General features: G+C 67.3%; 14 protein-coding genes, 3 pseudogenes and 1 other annotated feature. Of the genes and pseudogenes, 3 read left to right on the top strand and 14 right to left on the bottom strand.

What is annotated here, in order from left to right; all coding sequences use genetic code 11:
* Position 1: 1 nt before the first annotated feature.
* The 12 genes from ABIE41_RS02245 to ABIE41_RS02190 all read right to left on the bottom strand — a co-directional run bounded on the left by ABIE41_RS02245 (position 2) and on the right by ABIE41_RS02190 (position 13,737).
* Complete coding sequence (locus ABIE41_RS02245) at positions 2–1,411, bottom strand: amidase (RefSeq protein WP_192643206.1); 1,410 nt, start codon at positions 1,409–1,411, stop codon at positions 2–4.
* Positions 1,408–1,611, bottom strand: a complete 204-nt coding sequence (locus tag ABIE41_RS02240) for a hypothetical protein (RefSeq protein WP_192643205.1) — start codon at positions 1,609–1,611, stop codon at positions 1,408–1,410. Before ABIE41_RS02240 ends, ABIE41_RS02245 begins: the two co-directional genes overlap by 4 nt.
* Positions 1,612–1,681: 70 nt before the next feature.
* The gene (locus ABIE41_RS02235; protein ID WP_192643204.1) at positions 1,682–2,560 is read right to left on the bottom strand and encodes a DMT family transporter; all 879 of its coding nucleotides are present in this window, start codon (positions 2,558–2,560) and stop codon (positions 1,682–1,684) included.
* A gap of 69 nt (positions 2,561–2,629) precedes the next feature.
* The gene (locus ABIE41_RS02230) at positions 2,630–4,036 is read right to left on the bottom strand and encodes an amidase (protein WP_192643203.1); all 1,407 of its coding nucleotides are present in this window, start codon (positions 4,034–4,036) and stop codon (positions 2,630–2,632) included.
* Position 4,037: 1 nt separating this feature from the next.
* The gene (locus ABIE41_RS02225) at positions 4,038–4,226 is read right to left on the bottom strand and encodes a hypothetical protein (protein ID WP_192643202.1); all 189 of its coding nucleotides are present in this window, start codon (positions 4,224–4,226) and stop codon (positions 4,038–4,040) included.
* A 32-nt stretch (positions 4,227–4,258) separates the two neighbouring features.
* Positions 4,259–5,677: an amidase gene (locus ABIE41_RS02220; RefSeq protein WP_192643201.1), complete on the bottom strand. Its 1,419-nt coding sequence runs from the start codon at positions 5,675–5,677 to the stop codon at positions 4,259–4,261.
* A gap of 8 nt (positions 5,678–5,685) precedes the next feature.
* On the bottom strand, positions 5,686–5,877 hold the full coding sequence (locus ABIE41_RS02215; protein WP_192643200.1) for a hypothetical protein: 192 nt from the start codon (positions 5,875–5,877) through the stop codon (positions 5,686–5,688).
* A gap of 39 nt (positions 5,878–5,916) precedes the next feature.
* Complete coding sequence (locus ABIE41_RS02210) at positions 5,917–7,341, bottom strand: amidase (protein ID WP_192643199.1); 1,425 nt, start codon at positions 7,339–7,341, stop codon at positions 5,917–5,919.
* A 101-nt stretch (positions 7,342–7,442) separates the two neighbouring features.
* Positions 7,443–8,990, bottom strand: coding sequence for an ABC transporter substrate-binding protein (locus ABIE41_RS02205; RefSeq protein WP_354191679.1), 1,548 nt, complete (start codon positions 8,988–8,990; stop codon positions 7,443–7,445).
* Positions 8,991–9,565: 575 nt separating this feature from the next.
* Entirely contained in the window at positions 9,566–11,290 is a 1,725-nt protein-coding gene (locus tag ABIE41_RS02200; protein ID WP_192643198.1) for a methyl-accepting chemotaxis protein, read from the bottom strand.
* A gap of 157 nt (positions 11,291–11,447) precedes the next feature.
* Positions 11,448–12,689, bottom strand: a complete 1,242-nt coding sequence (arsJ, locus tag ABIE41_RS02195; RefSeq protein ID WP_354191677.1) for an organoarsenical effux MFS transporter ArsJ — start codon at positions 12,687–12,689, stop codon at positions 11,448–11,450.
* Positions 12,690–12,693: 4 nt separating this feature from the next.
* Positions 12,694–13,737: an ArsJ-associated glyceraldehyde-3-phosphate dehydrogenase gene (locus ABIE41_RS02190; RefSeq protein WP_192643196.1), complete on the bottom strand. Its 1,044-nt coding sequence runs from the start codon at positions 13,735–13,737 to the stop codon at positions 12,694–12,696.
* Between the two features lie 184 nt (positions 13,738–13,921).
* Between ABIE41_RS02190 and ABIE41_RS02185 the strand changes: the two genes are divergently transcribed.
* Entirely contained in the window at positions 13,922–14,803 is an 882-nt protein-coding gene (locus ABIE41_RS02185) for an arsenate reductase/protein-tyrosine-phosphatase family protein (protein ID WP_354191674.1), read from the top strand.
* Between the two features lie 199 nt (positions 14,804–15,002).
* Positions 15,003–15,854 (top strand): annotated as a pseudogene (locus tag ABIE41_RS02180) (IS3 family transposase); the annotation flags it as partial.
* A gap of 39 nt (positions 15,855–15,893) precedes the next feature.
* On the opposite strand, the gene ABIE41_RS02175 reads toward ABIE41_RS02180, so the two are convergent.
* Complete coding sequence (locus ABIE41_RS02175; RefSeq protein WP_354191672.1) at positions 15,894–16,799, bottom strand: IS3 family transposase; 906 nt, start codon at positions 16,797–16,799, stop codon at positions 15,894–15,896.
* Positions 16,725–16,841 (bottom strand) — a sequence feature (AL1L pseudoknot). Its footprint overlaps the gene before it by 75 nt.
* 80 nt (positions 16,842–16,921) lie before the next feature.
* A pseudogene (locus ABIE41_RS24245) lies at positions 16,922–17,125 on the bottom strand (transposase); the annotation flags it as partial.
* A gap of 50 nt (positions 17,126–17,175) precedes the next feature.
* Between ABIE41_RS24245 and ABIE41_RS02165 the strand changes: the two are divergent.
* Positions 17,176–17,457, top strand: a pseudogene (locus ABIE41_RS02165) (integrase core domain-containing protein); the annotation flags it as partial.
* Positions 17,458–17,520 lie beyond the last annotated feature (63 nt).

Raw genomic sequence — 17,520 nt, 5'->3', positions numbered from 1 at the left:
CTCAGGCGGCTTCGGCCAGGCCGAGCATGGCCGGCCGCCTGTGCCGCCAGGGCGTGGCCTGCTCGAAGGCATGCGCCGCCTGCAGCAGAACCGCCTCGCCGAAGGGCCGCGCCGCGAGCTGGATCGAGACCGGCATGCCATTGGGGCCGAAGCCCGAGGGCACGCAGATCGCCGGCATCCCGGTCAGGTTGAAGGCCATGGTGAAGTTCGGCTTGTCGAGATTGTCCCACCGCGGCACCTGGTCGATCGGCGGCGCCTCGTCGGGATTGCCGGCGGTCAGCACCACATCGACGCCGGCCATCGCCGCCGCCATTTCCGCGATCAGTTCGCGCCGGCGCCGCAGCGCCTGGACATAGTCCATGCCGGTGCAGAGTGCGGCGAAGACCAGGCGGTCGCGATAGCGCTGCCCGAACTTCTCCGGGTTCTTCAGCATCATTCGCTCGTAAGCCGCGCCGCGCTCGACGGTCGAGATGAAGAAGCCGGCGGCGGTGTACTCCTGCATGGCCGAGAGCTTGATCTCGACGATCTCCGCGCCGAGGCTCTCATAGGTCGAAATCGCGGCGTCGATGCCGGCCTTGACCGCGGGGGCGACCGGCCGGTCGGTCTCGTGCCAACGGCTGAGCACGCCGACCTTCAGCCCCTTCGCCCCCTTGCCGAGCCCGGCGGTGTAGTCGGGCACCGGTCTGTTGGCACTGGCGGGATCAGCCGGGTCGTGACCGGCCAGCGCCTGCAGCATCAGCGCGCAATCCTCCGTCGTCCAGGCCATCGGGCCGATATGGTCGAGCGAATAGGCCGCCGGCGCGACGCCGGCGCGGCTGACCAGCCCATAGGTCGGCTTCAGGCCGACGATGCCGCACAGCGCCGCCGGGCCGCGGATCGAGCCGCCCGTATCGGTGCCCAGCCCGCCGAGCACCAGCCCGGCCGCAACCGCCGCCCCCGTGCCGCTGGAGGATCCCGCCGTGAAGCGCTGCGTGTTCCAGGGGTTGCGCGAGGGCGGCCAGGGCAAGTCGAAGGACGGGCCGCCATCGGCGAATTCATGCGTGGTCAGCTTGCCCATCAGCACGGTGCCGGCGGCATCGAGCGCCGCGGCGCAGGTCGCGTCCTTATCGGGGACGTTGCCGATGTTGTGGGCGGACTGGCAGGTCGTCAGGATGCCCTTGGTGTCGATGATGTCCTTGAGGCCTATCGGGATGCCGTGCAGCGGCGATGTCGGGCCCGAGGCCTTGATCTGCGCCTCGGCCTTCCTGGCGTCGGCCCGGGCGCGATCCTCGGTCACGGTGACGAAGGCATGCAGCTCGGGTTCGAAGGCCTTGACGCGGGAAAGGCACATCTCGGTCAACTCGACCGGGGAGAGCTTGCCGGCCTTGATCAGGGCGGCGGCCTCGCTGATGGTCAGGATGTCCGTGCTCATCGGGCGCTCTCCTCGGTCGGGAAGCTGAAGACATGGGCCGGCTCGGCCATGTAGCTGCGCTCGCCGCGGATCCGGGCGGACATCTCGACGATGTAGCCATAGGCCTCGGCATATTCGGCGACCTGCTTGGGCGTCAGGGTGAAGCCGGCCCGCGCCAGGAAGGCGCTCATCTCGGCTTCGGATGCGATCGGTGTCGGCATGGCTGGCGGTTCTCCTGTGACGCGGGTCGAAAGCCCGCAGGCCTGCGGGCGGCGAAGGGCCGGGCTCCGGCTAGAGCGGAACCTGGCGACGCTTGCGGTGCTCGTCCTGGAAGATGAAGACGGTCGCGCCCATCACGATCGCGGCGCCGACAAGCGCCCAGCGGTCGGGAATCTCCTGGTAGGCGAGCCAGGCGAACAGCGCGATGAAAGGCAGGCGGGCGAAATCGAAGGGCATCACGGTCGAGGCCGGCGCATTGCGCAGGGCGAGGAACAGCGTCAGTCGGCCGACGAACATCGCCACCGCCATCACCACCAGGAACAGCATGATGTCGAAGGACGGCGTCCGCCAGTAGAGCACGGCGGGGATCAGGCCGGTGACCACCGGGATCAGCGTGGTGACGGCGACGATGCGGCTGGTGCTCTCGATCTGCGTCAGACGCTTCGAGATCAGATAGCTCGACGCCATTGACAGGGTGGAGATCATCAGTGCGATGGTGCCGGCGTCGAGCGCGACGAAGCCCGGCCGCGAGATCACCATCACGCCGACGAAGCCGACCAGCACGGCCGCCCAGCGGCTGCGCGAGACGCTCTCGCCCAGCAGGACCCCGGCCAGAGCCGTCACGATGATCGGCGCGGCGAAGGTCATCGCCGTGGCCTTGGCCAGCGGCACATGGGCGAGCGCATAGAACCAGGTCAGGTTCGAGACGCAGCCGACCGCGGTCATGATCGCATAGAGCCGGCGTTTCTCGCGCCGGTCCGGCAGGCCCGCTTCGGCCCGCAGTTGCGGCCAGACGAAGGCGAGCATGATCAGATTGGCCAGGAAGCTGATCTGGAAAGGATGCAGCTCGGTCGCGATCTGCCGGACCAGCGAATTGCCACCCGCCAGGAAAGCCGTGCTCAGGATCATCCAGAGGATGCCGGCCTGGACGGTGTTGCGGGCCTCGGCCATGGCGGGGCGGGTTCCTCTGCAGCTTGCGTGAGGGAGCCGGGCGGCCCCAGCGGGCCGCCCGGCGAAGGATCAGGCGGCGAGCAGGGCCGGCCGGGTCGCACGCCACTGGGTCGCCTGCTCATAGGCGTGGCCGAGCTGGAACGCGGTCGTCTCGGCGAAGGGCTGCCCGACGAGCTGCATGGCAACGGGCAAGCCCGTTCCGGGCTCGTAGCCGGCGCACAGCGCCAGCGCCGGCAGGCCGGTGACGTTGAAGGGCATGGTGATCGAGGGCTTCTGGTACATCAGCCATTTCGGCACCTTGTCGATCGGCTGCGCCGGGAAGGGCGAGCCCGCCGTCAGCAGCACGTCGACGCCGATCATCGCCTCGGCGACGGCGGCGCAAAGTTCCTGCCGGCGCCGTAGCGCCTGGACATAGTCGGCGCCCGTCAAAAGCCCGCCCATGCTGATCCGGTCGCGCGCGATCTCGCCGTAGAGCTCCGGCGTCGCCCGCAGATCCGCCTCGTGGATCGTGAAGGCTTCCGAGGACATGATGATCAGCCCCACCGCGGCGAAGTCCATCAGCGGTGGCAGCGTCACCTCCTTGATGACGCAGCCGAGCGATCTGTAGACCGCGATCGCCTGCTCGATCGCCGCCAGCACGGGCGGCGCCGCCTGATGGTCGGTCTCGTGGAAATGGCGGATCACGCCGATAGTCTTGCCCTTCACCGTCTCGTCGAGCTTTTCGGTGAAGTCCGGCACCGCCACATCGGCGCAGGCCGGATCGAGCGGGTCATGCCCCGCCATCGCCTGCAGCATCAACGCTGCATCCTCGACCGTCCAGCACATCGGCCCGGCATGGTCGAGCGATTGCGACAGCGGCAGGATGCCCCTTCGCGAGAGCAGCCCATAGGTCGGCTTGATGCCGGCCAGCCCGCACAGCGAGGACGGGCTGCGGATCGAGCCGCCGGTGTCCGAGCCGGTCGCGCCCAGCACCATGCCGGAGGCGACCGCCGCGCCCGACCCCGAAGAGGAGCCGCCCGTGGTCCGGGCCGGGTCCCAGGGGTTGCGCGCGGGCGGCGTGAACAGGTCGAAGGAGGGGCCGCCGATGGCGAATTCGAAGGTACCGAGCTTGCCGGTGATGACCGCGCCGCTCTCGCGCAGCTTCGCGACGGTGAAGGCATCCTCGGTCGGCACGCGGCTCTTCAGCAGGTTGGAGTGGGCCGTCGTCGCCACGCCGGCCGTGTCGTAGATGTCCTTCAGCCCGACCGGGATGCCGTGCATCGGGCCGCGCGGTCCGCTCGTGCCGATCTCGACTTCGGCCGCCTCGGCCGCTTCCAGCGCCAGCTCCGGCGTGAAGGCGACATAGGTGCTCAAGGTGGCGTCGAGCGCTTCGGTTCGCGCGATGCAGGCCTTGGTCAGCTCGACCGGCGAGAGCTTGCGCTCCGCGATCAGCGTCGAGGCCTCGCGGATGGTTAGCAGCGTGGGGTCGCTGACCATATCAGCGCTCCGCCGGAGCGAAGATATGAGCCGGCTCGGCATCATAGCCGCGGGGCTTGCGCACGCGCTCCCGCATCGCCTGCAGCAGCATATAGGCGCTGCGCATCTCGTCCATGTTCTCGGACTTGACGCTGATGCCGGACCGGTCGAGCAGCACCTGGAAGGCTTCGGTCGAGATGGTCTCGCTCATGATCGTCTCCGGGAGAGGGGAAATGCAGGGCGTCACTCGGCGGCGAGCGCCTGCTGCGCCCATTGCGCCGGGCGCAGGTCACGGAAGGCCGTGGCCTTCTCGAAGGCGCTGCCGACGCGCAGCACGAGATCGTCCTGGAACGGTCGCCCAACGATCTGCATGTTCAAGGGCAGCCCCGCCGCCGAGAAACCCGAACAAACCGACAGGGCCGGCGAGCCGGTCAGGTTAAAGACGCGGGTGAAGGAGGGTCGGGAGCGCGACATCATGTTGCCGAGGTCGCCGAGCTCCGGTGCCACGCCCGGCATGGTCGGACAGATCAGCACGTCGACGCTCTCGAAGACGGTCGCGATCTCGGCGATCAGCCGGCCGCGCTCGCGCAGCGCGTTGACATAGTCGCAGGCGCGGATGAAGGCGCCCATCATGATGCGCTGCCGGGCGAGTTCGCCATAAAGCTCCGGCGTCGCCTTCAGCGTTTCCTCATGGAAGGCGAAGGCCTCCGAGCGAGAGATCAGGGCGGCGACGTCGCCATAGGCCGAGAGCGGCGACAGCGTGACGTCCATCACCTCGCAGCCCAGCTCCTGGAAGGTCACCAGCGCCGCCTCGATGCCGGCCTTGATCTCGGGGTCGATCTCGGCGTAGCTCGCGAAGAAATGCCGGACCACGCCGATGCGCAGCCCCTTCACGTCCTTCTGCACGGAGCCGGCGAAATCCGGCTTGGCGACATCGGCGCTGCCGGGGTCGAGCGGGTCGTGCTGCGCCAGCACCTCCATCATCAGCGCGCAATCCTCGCTGGTCCAGCACATCGGCCCGCCATGGTCGAGGCTGAAGGAGAGCGGCAGGATGCCCCGGCGGCTGACCAGCCCATAGGTCGGCTTCAGGCCCGAAATCCCGCACCAGGCCGCCGGCCCGCGGATCGAGCCGCCGGTGTCGGTGCCCATCGAGCCCATGGCGAGCCCGGCCGCGATCGCCGCGCCCGAGCCGGAGGAGGAGCCCGCCGGGTCGTGGGCGAGGTTCCAGGGGTTCTTCGCCGGCGGCCAGGGCAGGTCGAAGGAGGTGCCGCCGATCGCGAACTCCCAGGTCGAGAGCTTGCCGAGCAGGATGGTGCCCGCCTCCGCCAGAAGCCGCGTCGTCGTCGCATCCGCCTCCGGGACATGGTCCTTGTAGAGGGCGGAATGGCCGGTCGTGGGGATGCCCTTGGTGTTGTAGATGTCCTTCAGCCCGATCGGCACGCCATGCAGCGGGCCCTTGTAGCCGCCCTTCATGATCTCGCCTTCGGCCTTGCGTGCGGCCGCCATGGCCTGCTCGGGCAGCACGCGGATGAAGGCGTTGAGCTGCCCGTCGAAGGCGTCGATCCGGGACAGATAGGACGCGGTCAGTTCGACCGGGGAAAGCTTCTTGGCCTTCAGCAGTGGAGCGGCCTCGGCGATCGTCAGATCGTGCAGCGCGGTCATGGCAGCCCTCACTTGGTCCAGAGCCGGAGCGCGTGGACCGGCTCCTGCAGGTAGCTGCGCTTGACCCGGATGTTGCGGGCGGCGGCTTCGAGATCGGCGACGGAGCTCTTCAGGGACTCCAGCGTCTCCGGGCCGACCCGGAGGCCGTATTCGGCGAGCTTGGCCTCGATCGGTATCGGCGTGGCGGGCGTGTCGGTCATGGCGGGCCTCCGGGACTCGGATGAAAGGGTGGGCGGCGGTTATTCGGCGGCGAGGCTCATCGGCGTGGCGGCCTCGAAGGTCGGCCGGCGTCCCCGCCAGGCGGTCGCGGCCTCATAGACCTGTGCGGCGCGATAGATCGTCGCCTCGCCGAAGGCGTGGCCGGCGATCTGCACGGAGAGCGGCAGGCCCGAGGCCGAGAAGCCGCAGCACATCGTCAGCGAGGGCATGCCGGTGACGTTGAAGGGGAAGGTCAGCGGCGGCTTGGCGAACAGGCCGAACTTCGGGATTTCGGTGATCACGGGGGCGGGCGTCGCGGTCGCCGCACAGACGATGATGTCGAAGCGCGCCATCGTCTTCGCCACCGCCGCGACCAGTTCCGTCCGCATCCGCAACGCCTGGACATAGTCGCTGGCGTCGATCAGCCCGGCCAGCAGCAGCCGGTCGCGCAGGATCTCGCCATAGAGCTCAGGCCTGGCCTGGATGTTGCGCTCATGGATGGCGAAGGCTTCCGAGAGCAGGATCATCATCCCGCAGGCGGCGAAATCGGCCAGCGGCGGCAGCGTCACCTCCTCGACCGTAGCCCCGAGGTCGGCGAGCGTCGCAGCCACGGCGGCGACCGCGACCTGCACCTCCTCGGTGGCCTCGGCCTGCGCCCCAAGCGACGGCAGATAGCCGACGCGAAGGCCCTTCACGCCCGCGCCGAGCAGTTCCTCGGAGATGGGATCGGGCCGGTCGGCGCTGGCGGGGTCGAGCCGGTCATGGCCGGCTAGAACCTTCATGAGCAGGGCGTTGTCCTCGACCGTCCAGGTCATTGGGCCGATATGGTCGAGGCTCTGCGACAGCGGCAGCACGCCGCGCCGCGAGACCAGCCCGTAGGTCGGCTTCATCCCGACGATGCCGCAGAAGGCGGCCGGCAGGCGGATCGAGCCGCCGGTATCGGTGCCTAGCGCCGCCGGCACGAAGCCTGCTGCGACTGCGGCGCCAGAGCCGGACGACGACCCGCCGGTAAAATGCGCGAGATTCCACGGGTTCCGCGCCGGCGGGAACGGCAGGTCGAATGACGGCCCGCCCATCGCGAATTCATGCGTCGCGAGCTTGCCGAGGATGACGGCGCCCGCCGCCTTCAGCTTCTGGGTGACGAAGGCGTCGTCGGTCGCCCAGTTGTCGATGAGCTGGCGCGAATGGGCGGTGGTGCGCACGCCCTTGAGGTCGATGATGTCCTTCAGCCCGACCGGCACGCCATGCAGCGGCCCGCGGCTGATCCCGGCCATGACCTCGTCCTCGGCCTTCTTGGCCTGGGCCAGCGCGAGCTCCGCCGTTACTTCGATGAAGGCATGCGTCATGCCGTCGAGCGCGGCGACGCGGGCGATCAGCGCCTTCGTCAGCTCGACCGGGGAGACGGTCCTGGCCGCGATCCCCTTGGCCAGTTCAGCGACGGTCATGAAATGCAGCGGGGCGGACATGGCACGGGCCTCCTGACGGCGCCGACGGGCGGCGGGATCGAGCAAAGGGGTGATGACGCGGAGGCGGGCCGGGGAGGAAACCGCCCCCGCGCCGGTGACGCTCAGTCGAGGCTGATCGTCACGAAGTCCTGCATCCAGCTCTGGGCCGGCACGAAGCCCTTGACCTTGGGCGACATCGCCCGCGGGTTCAGGTCGTGGACGATGAAGAGCCGGCCGGCCTGCTCGCTGACGATCTCGTGCAGCCGGGTGAACATGGCGAGCGACTTCTCAGGCTCGAACGTGTTCATTGCCCTGTCGGCGAGTTCGTCGAACTCCTTGTTGTCGAACCAGCCCCAGTTCAGCCCGCCGGGCGCGCGCCTCGCGGTCGAGAAATGGCTGATCATGCCGGAGACGGGATCGACCGAGCCGAGCGAGATGTTGATCGCGTCATAGGTCGGCGCGCGCTCCCAGCCCTTGAAGAACAGGTCGAGCAGGGCGTTCCAGTCCAGCACCTCGAACTTGACCCGGAAGCCGACCGCCTCGAGCTGTGCCTTGACCAGTTCGTTCATCGGCAAGGGCTGCATCTGTCCCGAGCCCGAGGTCGAGATGCCCACCGTGATGGAGCAGGGATAGCAGCCGGCCTCCTTGAGCAGGGCCGTCGCCTTTTTCGGGTCGTAGGGGTAGGTCTTCGGCTTGCCGTAGATCGCCTGGTAGGGGGTGAACAGTGCCTCGCTCGCCTCGGCGATGCCGCCGAGCATCTCGACCATCTCCTTGCGGTCCATCGCATGGTTGGCCGCCTGGCGGACCTTGATGTCCTTGAAGGCACCGCGCTGGAAATTGAACTGGTAGTGCCAGTTGTGCGGATAGGTCAGCGTCGTCACGCGCATGCCCGCCGCCTTCAGCCGCGGCAGCGTGTCGGGCGAGGGGGCCTCGATGAAGTCGACCTGGCCGGAGAGCAGCGCGGCTGCCCGCGTCGTCGCCTCCGGCATCGGGATCAGCACCATCCGGTCATGCTTGGGCGTGCGGGCCGGGTTCCAGTAATCTGCGTTGCGCACCAGCTCGAGCCGCTCGCGCGGCACGACCGAGCCGAACTTGTAGGGGCCCGAGCCCTGCGGCGACTGCGCATAGACCTTGTAGTCGTAGCCCGCCTTCTCGAGCGCGCATTTCGAGATCACGAACCAGACGGCCATGTTGTAGGGGAAGACCGATTCCGGAACCTTGGTGTCGACGGCGATGGTGTAGTCGTCGATCTTCACCGCTCCGGCGACGTTGACCGTGCGCGAGCGGTTGCGCGCGAAATGGACGGGGTTGAACTGCGGCACCTTGTCGTCGGTGATGCGCGCGATGTTCCAGAGCGCGGCCTCGGCGTTCCACGGGCAGCCATCATGGAACTTCACGTCGCGCCGTAGCTCGAAGATCCAGCGCTTGGTGTTGGTGGGATCGGGATACCATTTTGAGGCGAGCCCCGCCGTCGGCACCGCCTCGCGGTCCGAGCGCGTCAGGTCCCAGTTCAGGAAGCTGTCATAGAGCGAGAAGCCGACGAAGCGCTGGCCCTCTGCGCCTTGATCGGGATGGCCCGTCCAGTCGGGAATGTCGCCGGCGGTCATCGCGACGCGCAGGACCTTCTCCTGGGCGAGCGCCGGCCCGGACGATCCCGTCAGCGCAGCCATCCCGAGGGCGACGCCCCCGATGGCTGCCCGGAGACAATGGTGGAGGCGGGGCCTGGAGCTTGGCATCGAAACCGGGAACCGCATGGTGACCTCCGGGATGGGCGCTGACAGCGCTGCGCGACAAAGCTGCCAAAGCCTCTGCAATGCCCGTGCCAATCCTGGAAGATTGTATGCAATACAGCCGGGTCAGGCGGTGTGCGATCCAGGAAAACTGGCCATTTACGCGCCTTCTCGGAGCCTCTCCCGTGCGATTGCATCCATCGAATGGCGACTGGCTGTTCAATTCGCCTGGGGATCGGCGGCTTCTACGCCGATTTGGCTGCGTCGTAGCCGACCGCATGACGATCGCGCGGGGTTTGTAGCGTGCGAAAGCGGGCGTGCGGCGGCACCTAGTGTGCAATCTCGCTCACCACCAAAATGGATACAATTTTGGTCCGATGAACGGAATTTGAGCATGCCGCTGGCGGCGCCCGCCCCCATTGCGGCGAAGGCTCCCCCCAAAAACAGCCCGTCCCGCAGGGCGGCCGCGAGGCGCCAGGCGGGACGGATCGGGTTGGAAGCCCCGGCGCGGAGGGTCAGGCGGCCCGCGTTGCCTGCCTCGTCAGGAGCGACGCGCCCGGTCGCTCGCTCCGGATCCGGAAGGTCTCGACCAGGGCCTGCAGCGCCTCGGTGGCCTGCTGCAACTCCGCCGCCACCTGCGCGCTCTGGTCGGCGACCGAGGAATTGCGCTGGGTCATCTCGTCCATATGCGCCACGACCCGGGCCACCTCCTCGATGCCGCTGGCCTGCTCGCGCGAGGCGCTCTTGATCTCGTCGAGCGAGGCGGAGACGCTGATCGAGGAATCGACGATCTCGGCTAGGGCTGAGCCCGCCTGCTTCACCAGCTTGACGCCGCTGGCGACCTGGGTCGTCGAGTTCAGGATGAGCCCGGAGATGTCCTTGGCGGCCTCGCCCGAACGCTGGGCGAGGGTGCGCACCTCGGAGGCGACGACCGCGAAGCCCTTGCCGGCATCGCCCGCGCGGGCCGCCTCCACCGCCGCATTGAGGGCGAGAAGATTGGTCTGGAAGGCGATGTCGTCGATGACACGGATGATGTCGCCAATGTCTCCGGACGCCTTCTCGATGCGCTCCATCGCGATGACGGCCTCGTTGACGATCGAGCCGCCGCGATGGGCGATGTCGTTGGCGGCGGCACCGAGACCAGCGGCCTCCGTGGCACGCTCGAAGCTCTGCTTCACCGAAGCCGCGAGTTGTTCGGTGGTCGCCGCCGTCTCCTCGAGCGAGGCGGCCTGCTCCTCGGTGCGCTGGGCGAGATCCTGGCTGTCGGTCCCGATGCGACGCGAGCCGGTAGTGATCCGCGCCGAGATCGCGCCGACGCTATGGATGACGTTGGTGAAGCTGTCGAGCAGCTTGTTGATGCCGCCGCACAGCTCGAAGATCGAGCCGCTCTTGCCCTCCAGGGGCACGCGCTGCGTCAGGTCGTTGCCCTGTGTCGCGGCAATCACCGCGCCGGTCTCAGCGACGGCGCCCGCCAGCGCCTCCGCGGTCCGCTTCGACGCGGTGATATCGCTGGCGTATTTCACGACCTTGTAGGGTTTGCCGAAGGGATCGAGGATCGGGTTGTAGCTCGCCTGGATCCAGACCTGGCGCCCGCCCTTGCCGATCCGCAGATACTGGTTCTCATCGTGCTCGCCGCGGGCGAGCTTGGCCCAGAACCGGCGATAGCCCTCGCTGTTGCGCTCCGCCTGATCGAGGAACATGGCGTGAGGGCGGCCCTGGATCTCGCCAAGCGTATAGCCGAGCGCTTTCAGGAAGTTCTCGTTGGCGTCAAGGATGGTGCCGTCGAGGTCGAACTCGATCACGGCTTGCGCCTTGCGGATCGCCGCGAGCTCGCCTTCGGCGTTCGACACCACCGCCTTCATGGCCGTGATGTCGGTGGCGTATTTGATCACCTTGAAGGGCTTGCTGCCATCGGTTCCGCAGATGGGGGTATAGGTCGCCTGCAGCCAGATCCGGGCGCCGGTCTTGGTCACGCGGGCGAATTCCGCCTGGAAGGCCTTGCCATTGCGGAGATCGCGCCAGAAACCCTGGTAAGTCTTCGACGAACGCTCTTCGAGGGGTACAAAAATGGAATGATGCTTGCCGACGACCTCTGAGCGATCATAGCCGACAGTCTTCAGAAACAGATCGTTCGCTTCCAGGATGTTTCCATCGAGATCGAATTCAATCACCGCTTGCCAGCGCCGGATCGAGGAGGCTTCGGCCCGGGACTGGGTCGAGCTTTTATTGAAGAAATTCATGACAGGCCTTTCGCCCCTTGCGTCTCAGGAGCGGGACCCTTGGCGATTCAGGTTACCAAACTGTTTCAAACTGGTTCCGTAAGGAACTATAAAAACTGCCCTTGCGTCCCCTCCCGCCCCGGAGCGGCGGGTCGCGAAGCGCTCTTGAGCGGCGTGGTCACCCCCGCTGCGGCGATGTCGCCTGCGTCGGCAGTACCAGAGTGGCGGCACAGCACAGGACCAGCATCAGGCCGGAGCCCACGAGGCAGGCCTGGAGGCCGCCCCACTGGTAGAGCAGGCCCGAGAGCAGGGTCCCGAGGAAGCGCCCGAGCGCGTTGGCGGCATAGTAGAAGCCGACATCCTCGGCCGATTTCTCCGAGCCGGCATAGGCCAGGATCAGATAGGAGTGGAGCGAGGAGTTGACCGCGAAGGCGAAGCCGAACAGACCCAGCCCCGCGACCAGCACGAGATCGGGGCGAAAGCCCACTCCGCTCGCCAGCAACACGGCGAGCGCAAAGGGGATCGCCGCCAGCGCCGCCGACCAGAGCCGCGCCGCCGGCACCTCCGACGACAGCCCGTCGGGGCTGCGGGCGATGAACGCCGGCGCCGCCGCCTGGACGAGGCCGTAGCCGATCGTCCAGACCGCCAGGAAGGTGCCGACCATCGTGAAGGTCCAGCCCGAGGCGTAGAGAAACACCGGCACGCCGACGACGAACCAGATATCGCGAGCCCCGAACAGCGCGACGCGCGCCAGCGCGAGCAGGTTGACGGCGCGGTTCTTGGCGAAGAGTTCGCGGGCGGATTTGCTCGCCTTGGCCTTGCCCATCATCGCCGGCAGGGAGGTCGGGACGCCCAGCAGGATCACAGCCAGCATCGCCGCCATCGCCCAGAGCGCGCCGCGGAAGCCCAGCGACTCCAGCAGGAGCCCGCCGAGGAAGAAGCCGACGCCCTTCATCGCGTTCTTGGAGCCGGTGAACCACGCGACCCAGCGGAACAGCCGGCCCTGCGCATCTTCGGTGCGGGCGGCGGCCTCGGCGATTTTGATCGCCGATTTCGAGGCCGTCTTGGTCAGGTCCTTCGCGACGCCGCAGACCCCTTGCGCCATCACCACCCAGGCGACGGAGGCCGCGGCCGTCCAGTCCGGCGACAGCCCTGACAGCAGCAGGAAGCCCGTGATTTGCGTGGTCAGCCCGATCGCGAGCATGCGGGTGATGCCGTATCGGGCGGCGAGCCAGCCCCCGATCAGATTGGCGGCGATGCCGGCCGCCTCATAGAGCAGGAACAGGAAGGCGAGCGTGAAGGGCGAATAGCCGAGCCGGAAGAAGTGCAGCAGCACGAGCATGCGCAGCGCGCCGTCGGTCAGGGTGAAGCCCCAATACGCGGCGGTGACGATGGCGTAGTGGCGGGCTCCTGCCGTCACCCGATCAGATCCCGACCTGTTCGAGATGGCAGGCGAGATCGACCATGCGGCAGGCATAGCCCATCTCGTTGTCGTACCAGGCATAGACCTTCAGCATCGTGCCGTCGGTGACCAGCGTCGAGAGCCCGTCTACGATGGCCGAGCGCGTATCGCGCTGATAATCGATCGAGACCAGCGGCCTCGGCTCGAAGCCGAGGATGCCGGCGAGCGGTCCGCGCGCCGCCGCCTCGAACAGGGCGTTGACCTCGGCGGCGGTCGTCGGCCGCTCGAGCTCGAAGACGCAGTCGGTCAGCGAGGCGTTGAGGACGGGCGCGCGCACGGCGTGGCCGTCGAGCTTGCCCTTCAGCTCGGGATAGATCAGCGCGATCGCCGTGGCGCTGCCGGTCGTCGTCGGTTGCAGCGAGAGCATGGCCGAGCGGGCGCGGCGCAGATCCTTGTGGGGCGCATCGACCACGACATTGGTGTTGGTCGGGTCATGGATCGTGGTGATCTGCCCGTGCCGGATGCGCAGGTTCTCGTGCACGACCTTCACCAACGGGGCGAGGCAGTTCGTCGTGCACGAAGCGGCGGTGACGATCGGGTGGCGCGCCGGGTCGTAGAGATATTCGTTGACGCCGACGACGACGTTGAGGACGGACGCGTCCTTCACGGGGGCGGCGACGATGACGCGCTTGGCACCGCGCTTGAGATGCCCCTCCAGCGTCGCGGGCGTCAGGAACTTGCCCGTGCATTCGAGCACCACATCGACGCCGAGATCGCCCCAGGGAATCTCGCCAGGCTCGCCCGCCGCCGAGAAGCTTAAGCTGCGCTCGCCGATCGTGATGGCATCGTCGCCTGCGCTCGCGATGCTGCCGCGCCAGCGCCCCTGCATGCTGTCGAATTCGAGCAGATGGGCGGTCACGGCGGCGCCGCCCTTGATCTCGTTGAGATGGACGATGTCGAGCCGGTTGCCGGCGCGCGGATCGTCGCCCTGCCGGTCGGCTGCGCCTAGGGCCGCCCGCAGCGCCAGCCGCCCGATTCGTCCCATGCCGTTGATGCCGACCCGCATGATCCCGCTCCCCATCTCTCGCCCGGACGGTGCATCGCGTGGATAACAGGAATATGTCAATATGTCGGTTGACGTCGACATATTTCCGCTTGATGGTTCTGGCGGTCAGATTCAGAGCGGACGCTGCCATGCCGGGATGACCGGCAGGAACGGCGCCTGCTCCATCGCACAAGGACGATGCCGGGTGAGGCCAGCGCAGACGGACAGGCTGGAATCGACGGAGGCGGTCGCGCTGCTCGGCGCGCTGGCGCAGCCGACGCGGTTGGAGATCGTCCGGCTCCTGATGCGCTACCGCCCGCATGGGCTGGCCGCGGGCGACATCGGCCGTCTGCTCGCCGTCGCGCACAACACCTTGTCGTCCCATCTCGCGGCGCTGGAGCAGGTCGGGCTGCTGGCCTCCCGGCGCGAGGGGCGCCACATCATCTTTGCCGCCCAGGCCGGTCGGGCCGAGGCGCTGCTCGCCTTCCTGACGGATGCCTGCGGCACGCGAGACCCGTCCGGGGCGGCAGCGATTCCGGCACGGCGGGACCGGGTCGACAGCCAGCGCCCTTGGCGCGTGCTCGTCGTCTGCACGGGCAACTCGGCGCGCTCCGTCATGGCCGAAGCGGTCCTGAACCGGGAGGGCCTCGGACGGATCGAGGCCTTCTCCGCCGGCAGCCGCCCGCAGGAGGCGCCTCACCCGGCCGCGCTGGGGCTGTTGCAGGAACTCGGCTACGACGTCACCGCGATGTACTCGAAATCATGGGACGCGTTCCTGGGGCCCCAGACCTTGCCGCTCGACCTCGTCGTCACCGTCTGCGACGGCGCGGCCGAAGGTCCATGCCCGATCTTTCCGGGGGCGCCGCTGCAGGTGCATTGGGGGCTCGACGATCCGGCCGCCGCTGGCGGCCCGGCCGCGGCCCAGCGGGCGGCCTTCCTGCAGAGCTACCGCCACCTGACGGCGCGCGTCACAGCCCTCGTCAACCTGCCCTTCGAGCAGATGTCGGCCAACGAACTCGCCCCCTTGCTGGCAGCGATCGGCCGAATGGACGGCGCCACGCCTCTGTCGCTGGAACGCGCCGCATGAGACCCGCCCGCTGAGCAGGGCCGAGGAAGGGCGAATCTAAGAAGACGGGAGGAAATGGCGCGCCATTCAGGATAAAACTAAGAACACTTATCTCTTTGAGATACCGCTATAAAGAGCTGGCTCAGGAAAATTGAACGGCGTGCGCAAGTGGATTTTCGGCCTGAACGCGGCATGATTGCCGTGAACAGGAGCGGATATCATGAGACTCGGCCGGAACCACAGTCCGGCTTTCAAGGCGAAGGTCGCGTTGGCGGCGATCAAGGGCGAGAAGACGCTGGCGGATATGGCGCAGCAGTTCGACGTCCGCCCGAACCAGATTACGCAGTGGCGTAGCGAGCTTCTTGAAGGGACTGCCGGCGTCTTTGGCTCCGAAGCCAAGTCCGAGACCACCGCACCAGCTATCGACGTGGAGACACTGCATGCGAAGATCGGGGAGCTGGCGATGGAGAATGACTTTATGTCCGGCGCGCCCGGCAAGGCCGGCCTTCTGAGCGCAAAGCGATGATCGACCGCGCACATGATCTGCCACTAATCCGGCAGGCGAAGATGCTCGGGATCAGCCGGGGCAGCGTCTACTATCTGCCCCGCGCTGCTCGTGCCGCCGATCTTGCGCTGATGCAAGCGATCGACGCGCTACACTTGGAGTACCCTTTCGCCGGCAGCCGTATGCTGCAGGGGCTTCTCGGGGCCGATGGCCATAGGGCTGGGCGTCTTCACGTCGCCACGCTGATGAAGCGCATGGGCATCGAGGCGCTATCACCGACCGAGTACCTCGAAGCCGGCGCCGGGGCACAAGATCTTCCCCTACCTGCTGCGCAAGCTGTCGGTGACGCGGCCCAATTAGGTCTGGGCGATGGACATCACCTACATCCCGATGGCCCGGGGCTTCGACTACCTGACGGCCGTCGTCGACTGGTTCAGCCGCAAGGTTCTGGCCTGGCGGCTCTCGATCACGATGGACGTCGCCTTCTGCATCGAGACCATCGAGGAGGTGATGGCGCACTTCGGCAAGCCCGAGATCTTCAACACGGACCAGGGCTCGCAGTTCACCTAAACCGCCCCGGGTTCGCCGGAGGCCGTTTGGTTTGAGTCATGCGGCGATGGCTGGTTTGTCCAGCATCGCGTAATAGCGTTCCTCGGCTTCGGTCGGCGGAATGTTGCCTATGGGCTCCAGCAGCCGGCGATTGTTGAACCAGTCGACCCAGGTCAGCGTCGCGAACTCCACGGCTTCGAAGGATCGCCACGGCCCGCGCCGATGGATCAGCTCGGCTTTGTAGAGCCCGTTGATCGTCTCGGCGAGGGCGTTGTCATAGCTATCGCCAACACTGCCGACGGAGGGCTCGACGCCCGCTTCGGCCAGGCGCTCGGTATAGCGGATGCTCACGTACTGGGAGCCACGGTCGCTGTGGTGCACCAGGCCGCCTCGATGAACGGGACGACGTTCGTGAAGAGCCTGCTCCAGCGCATCGAGCACGAATCTGGCATGAGCCGTCCGGCTCACCCGCCACCCGACGATCCGCCGCGCATAAGCGTCGATGACGAAGGCAACGTAGACGAAGCCGACCAGGTCGAGACGTAGGTAAAGCCCGAGACCCACAGCATGTTGGGCGCCGGCGCGTGGAACACCCCGGTTGACATGATCCAGCGGGCATGGCGCGGCCTTGTCCTGGACAGTCGTGCGGATCGGCTTGCCGCGAATGACACCTTGCAGACCAAGGTCGGTCATCAGGCGCTCGACCGTGCAGCGGGCCACGTCGAACCCCTCGCGCAACATCTGTCGCCAGACCTTGCGCGCGCCATAGACTTCGAAGTTCTCGCCGAACACGCGCTGGATCTGAGGCTTCAGCTCAAGGTCCCGCTTCGCCCGAGCCGTCTGCTTCCCCGGATCGATCCGCTTGGCGACATGCTCATGGTAGGTTGACGGGGCGATCGGCAGGACCTTGCAGATCGGCTCGACCCCATAGGCCCCGCGGTGATCGTCGATAAAGCCGATCATGACCGGTGTCGGCGGTCGAGCTCCGCCTGGGCAAAATACGCCGACGCCTTACGCAGGATCTCGTTCGCCTGCCGCAACTCGCGGTTCTCGCGTTCGAGAGCCTTGAGCTTGGCCGCCATGTCCGCCGTCAGCCCAGGCTTGCGGCCGCTGTCGACCTCAGCCTTCTTCACCCACTCGTTCAGCGTCTGCGCCGTGCAGCCGATCTTGCCGGCGATCGACATGATCGCCGCCCAGCGCGAAGGATGCTCGGCCTCGTGATCCAGCACCATCCGCACCGCGCGGGCGCGCACCTCAGGCGAGAACTTGTTCGTCGTCCTGCTCGTCATAGCCCCATCCTCTCAGGAGTTGGGGCCTCCGACAAACCCGGGGCGGTTCAACCAGCCGCGAGTTCACCACCTTGTTGATCGGCGCGGGCATCAGGATCAGCATGGATGGCAAGGGCGCCTGGCGCGACAATGTCTACGTCGAGCGCATCTGAAAATCGGTCAAATACGAGGAGGTCTACCTGCGCGCCTACGCCAGCGTGTCCGACGCGCGCGCCTCGATCGGCCGATATCTCGCCTTCTACAACGGCCGTAGACCTCACCAGAGCCTGGGACGGCAGACGCTCGATCACGCCTACTTCAACCCGCCGCAGCCAATCCCGGTTGCGGCATAACCAGGGCCGAAATCCACTTAGCGACACCCCACAAACTATTCAGGCAAACCGAGCCAGCTCTAT

The sequence above is a fragment of the Bosea sp. OAE506 genome (assembly GCF_040546595.1).
GTDB lineage: Bacteria > Pseudomonadota > Alphaproteobacteria > Rhizobiales > Beijerinckiaceae > Allobosea.
Note: the sequence above shows the minus strand (reverse complement) of the source record. Positions and strands in the feature narration are given on the sequence as shown.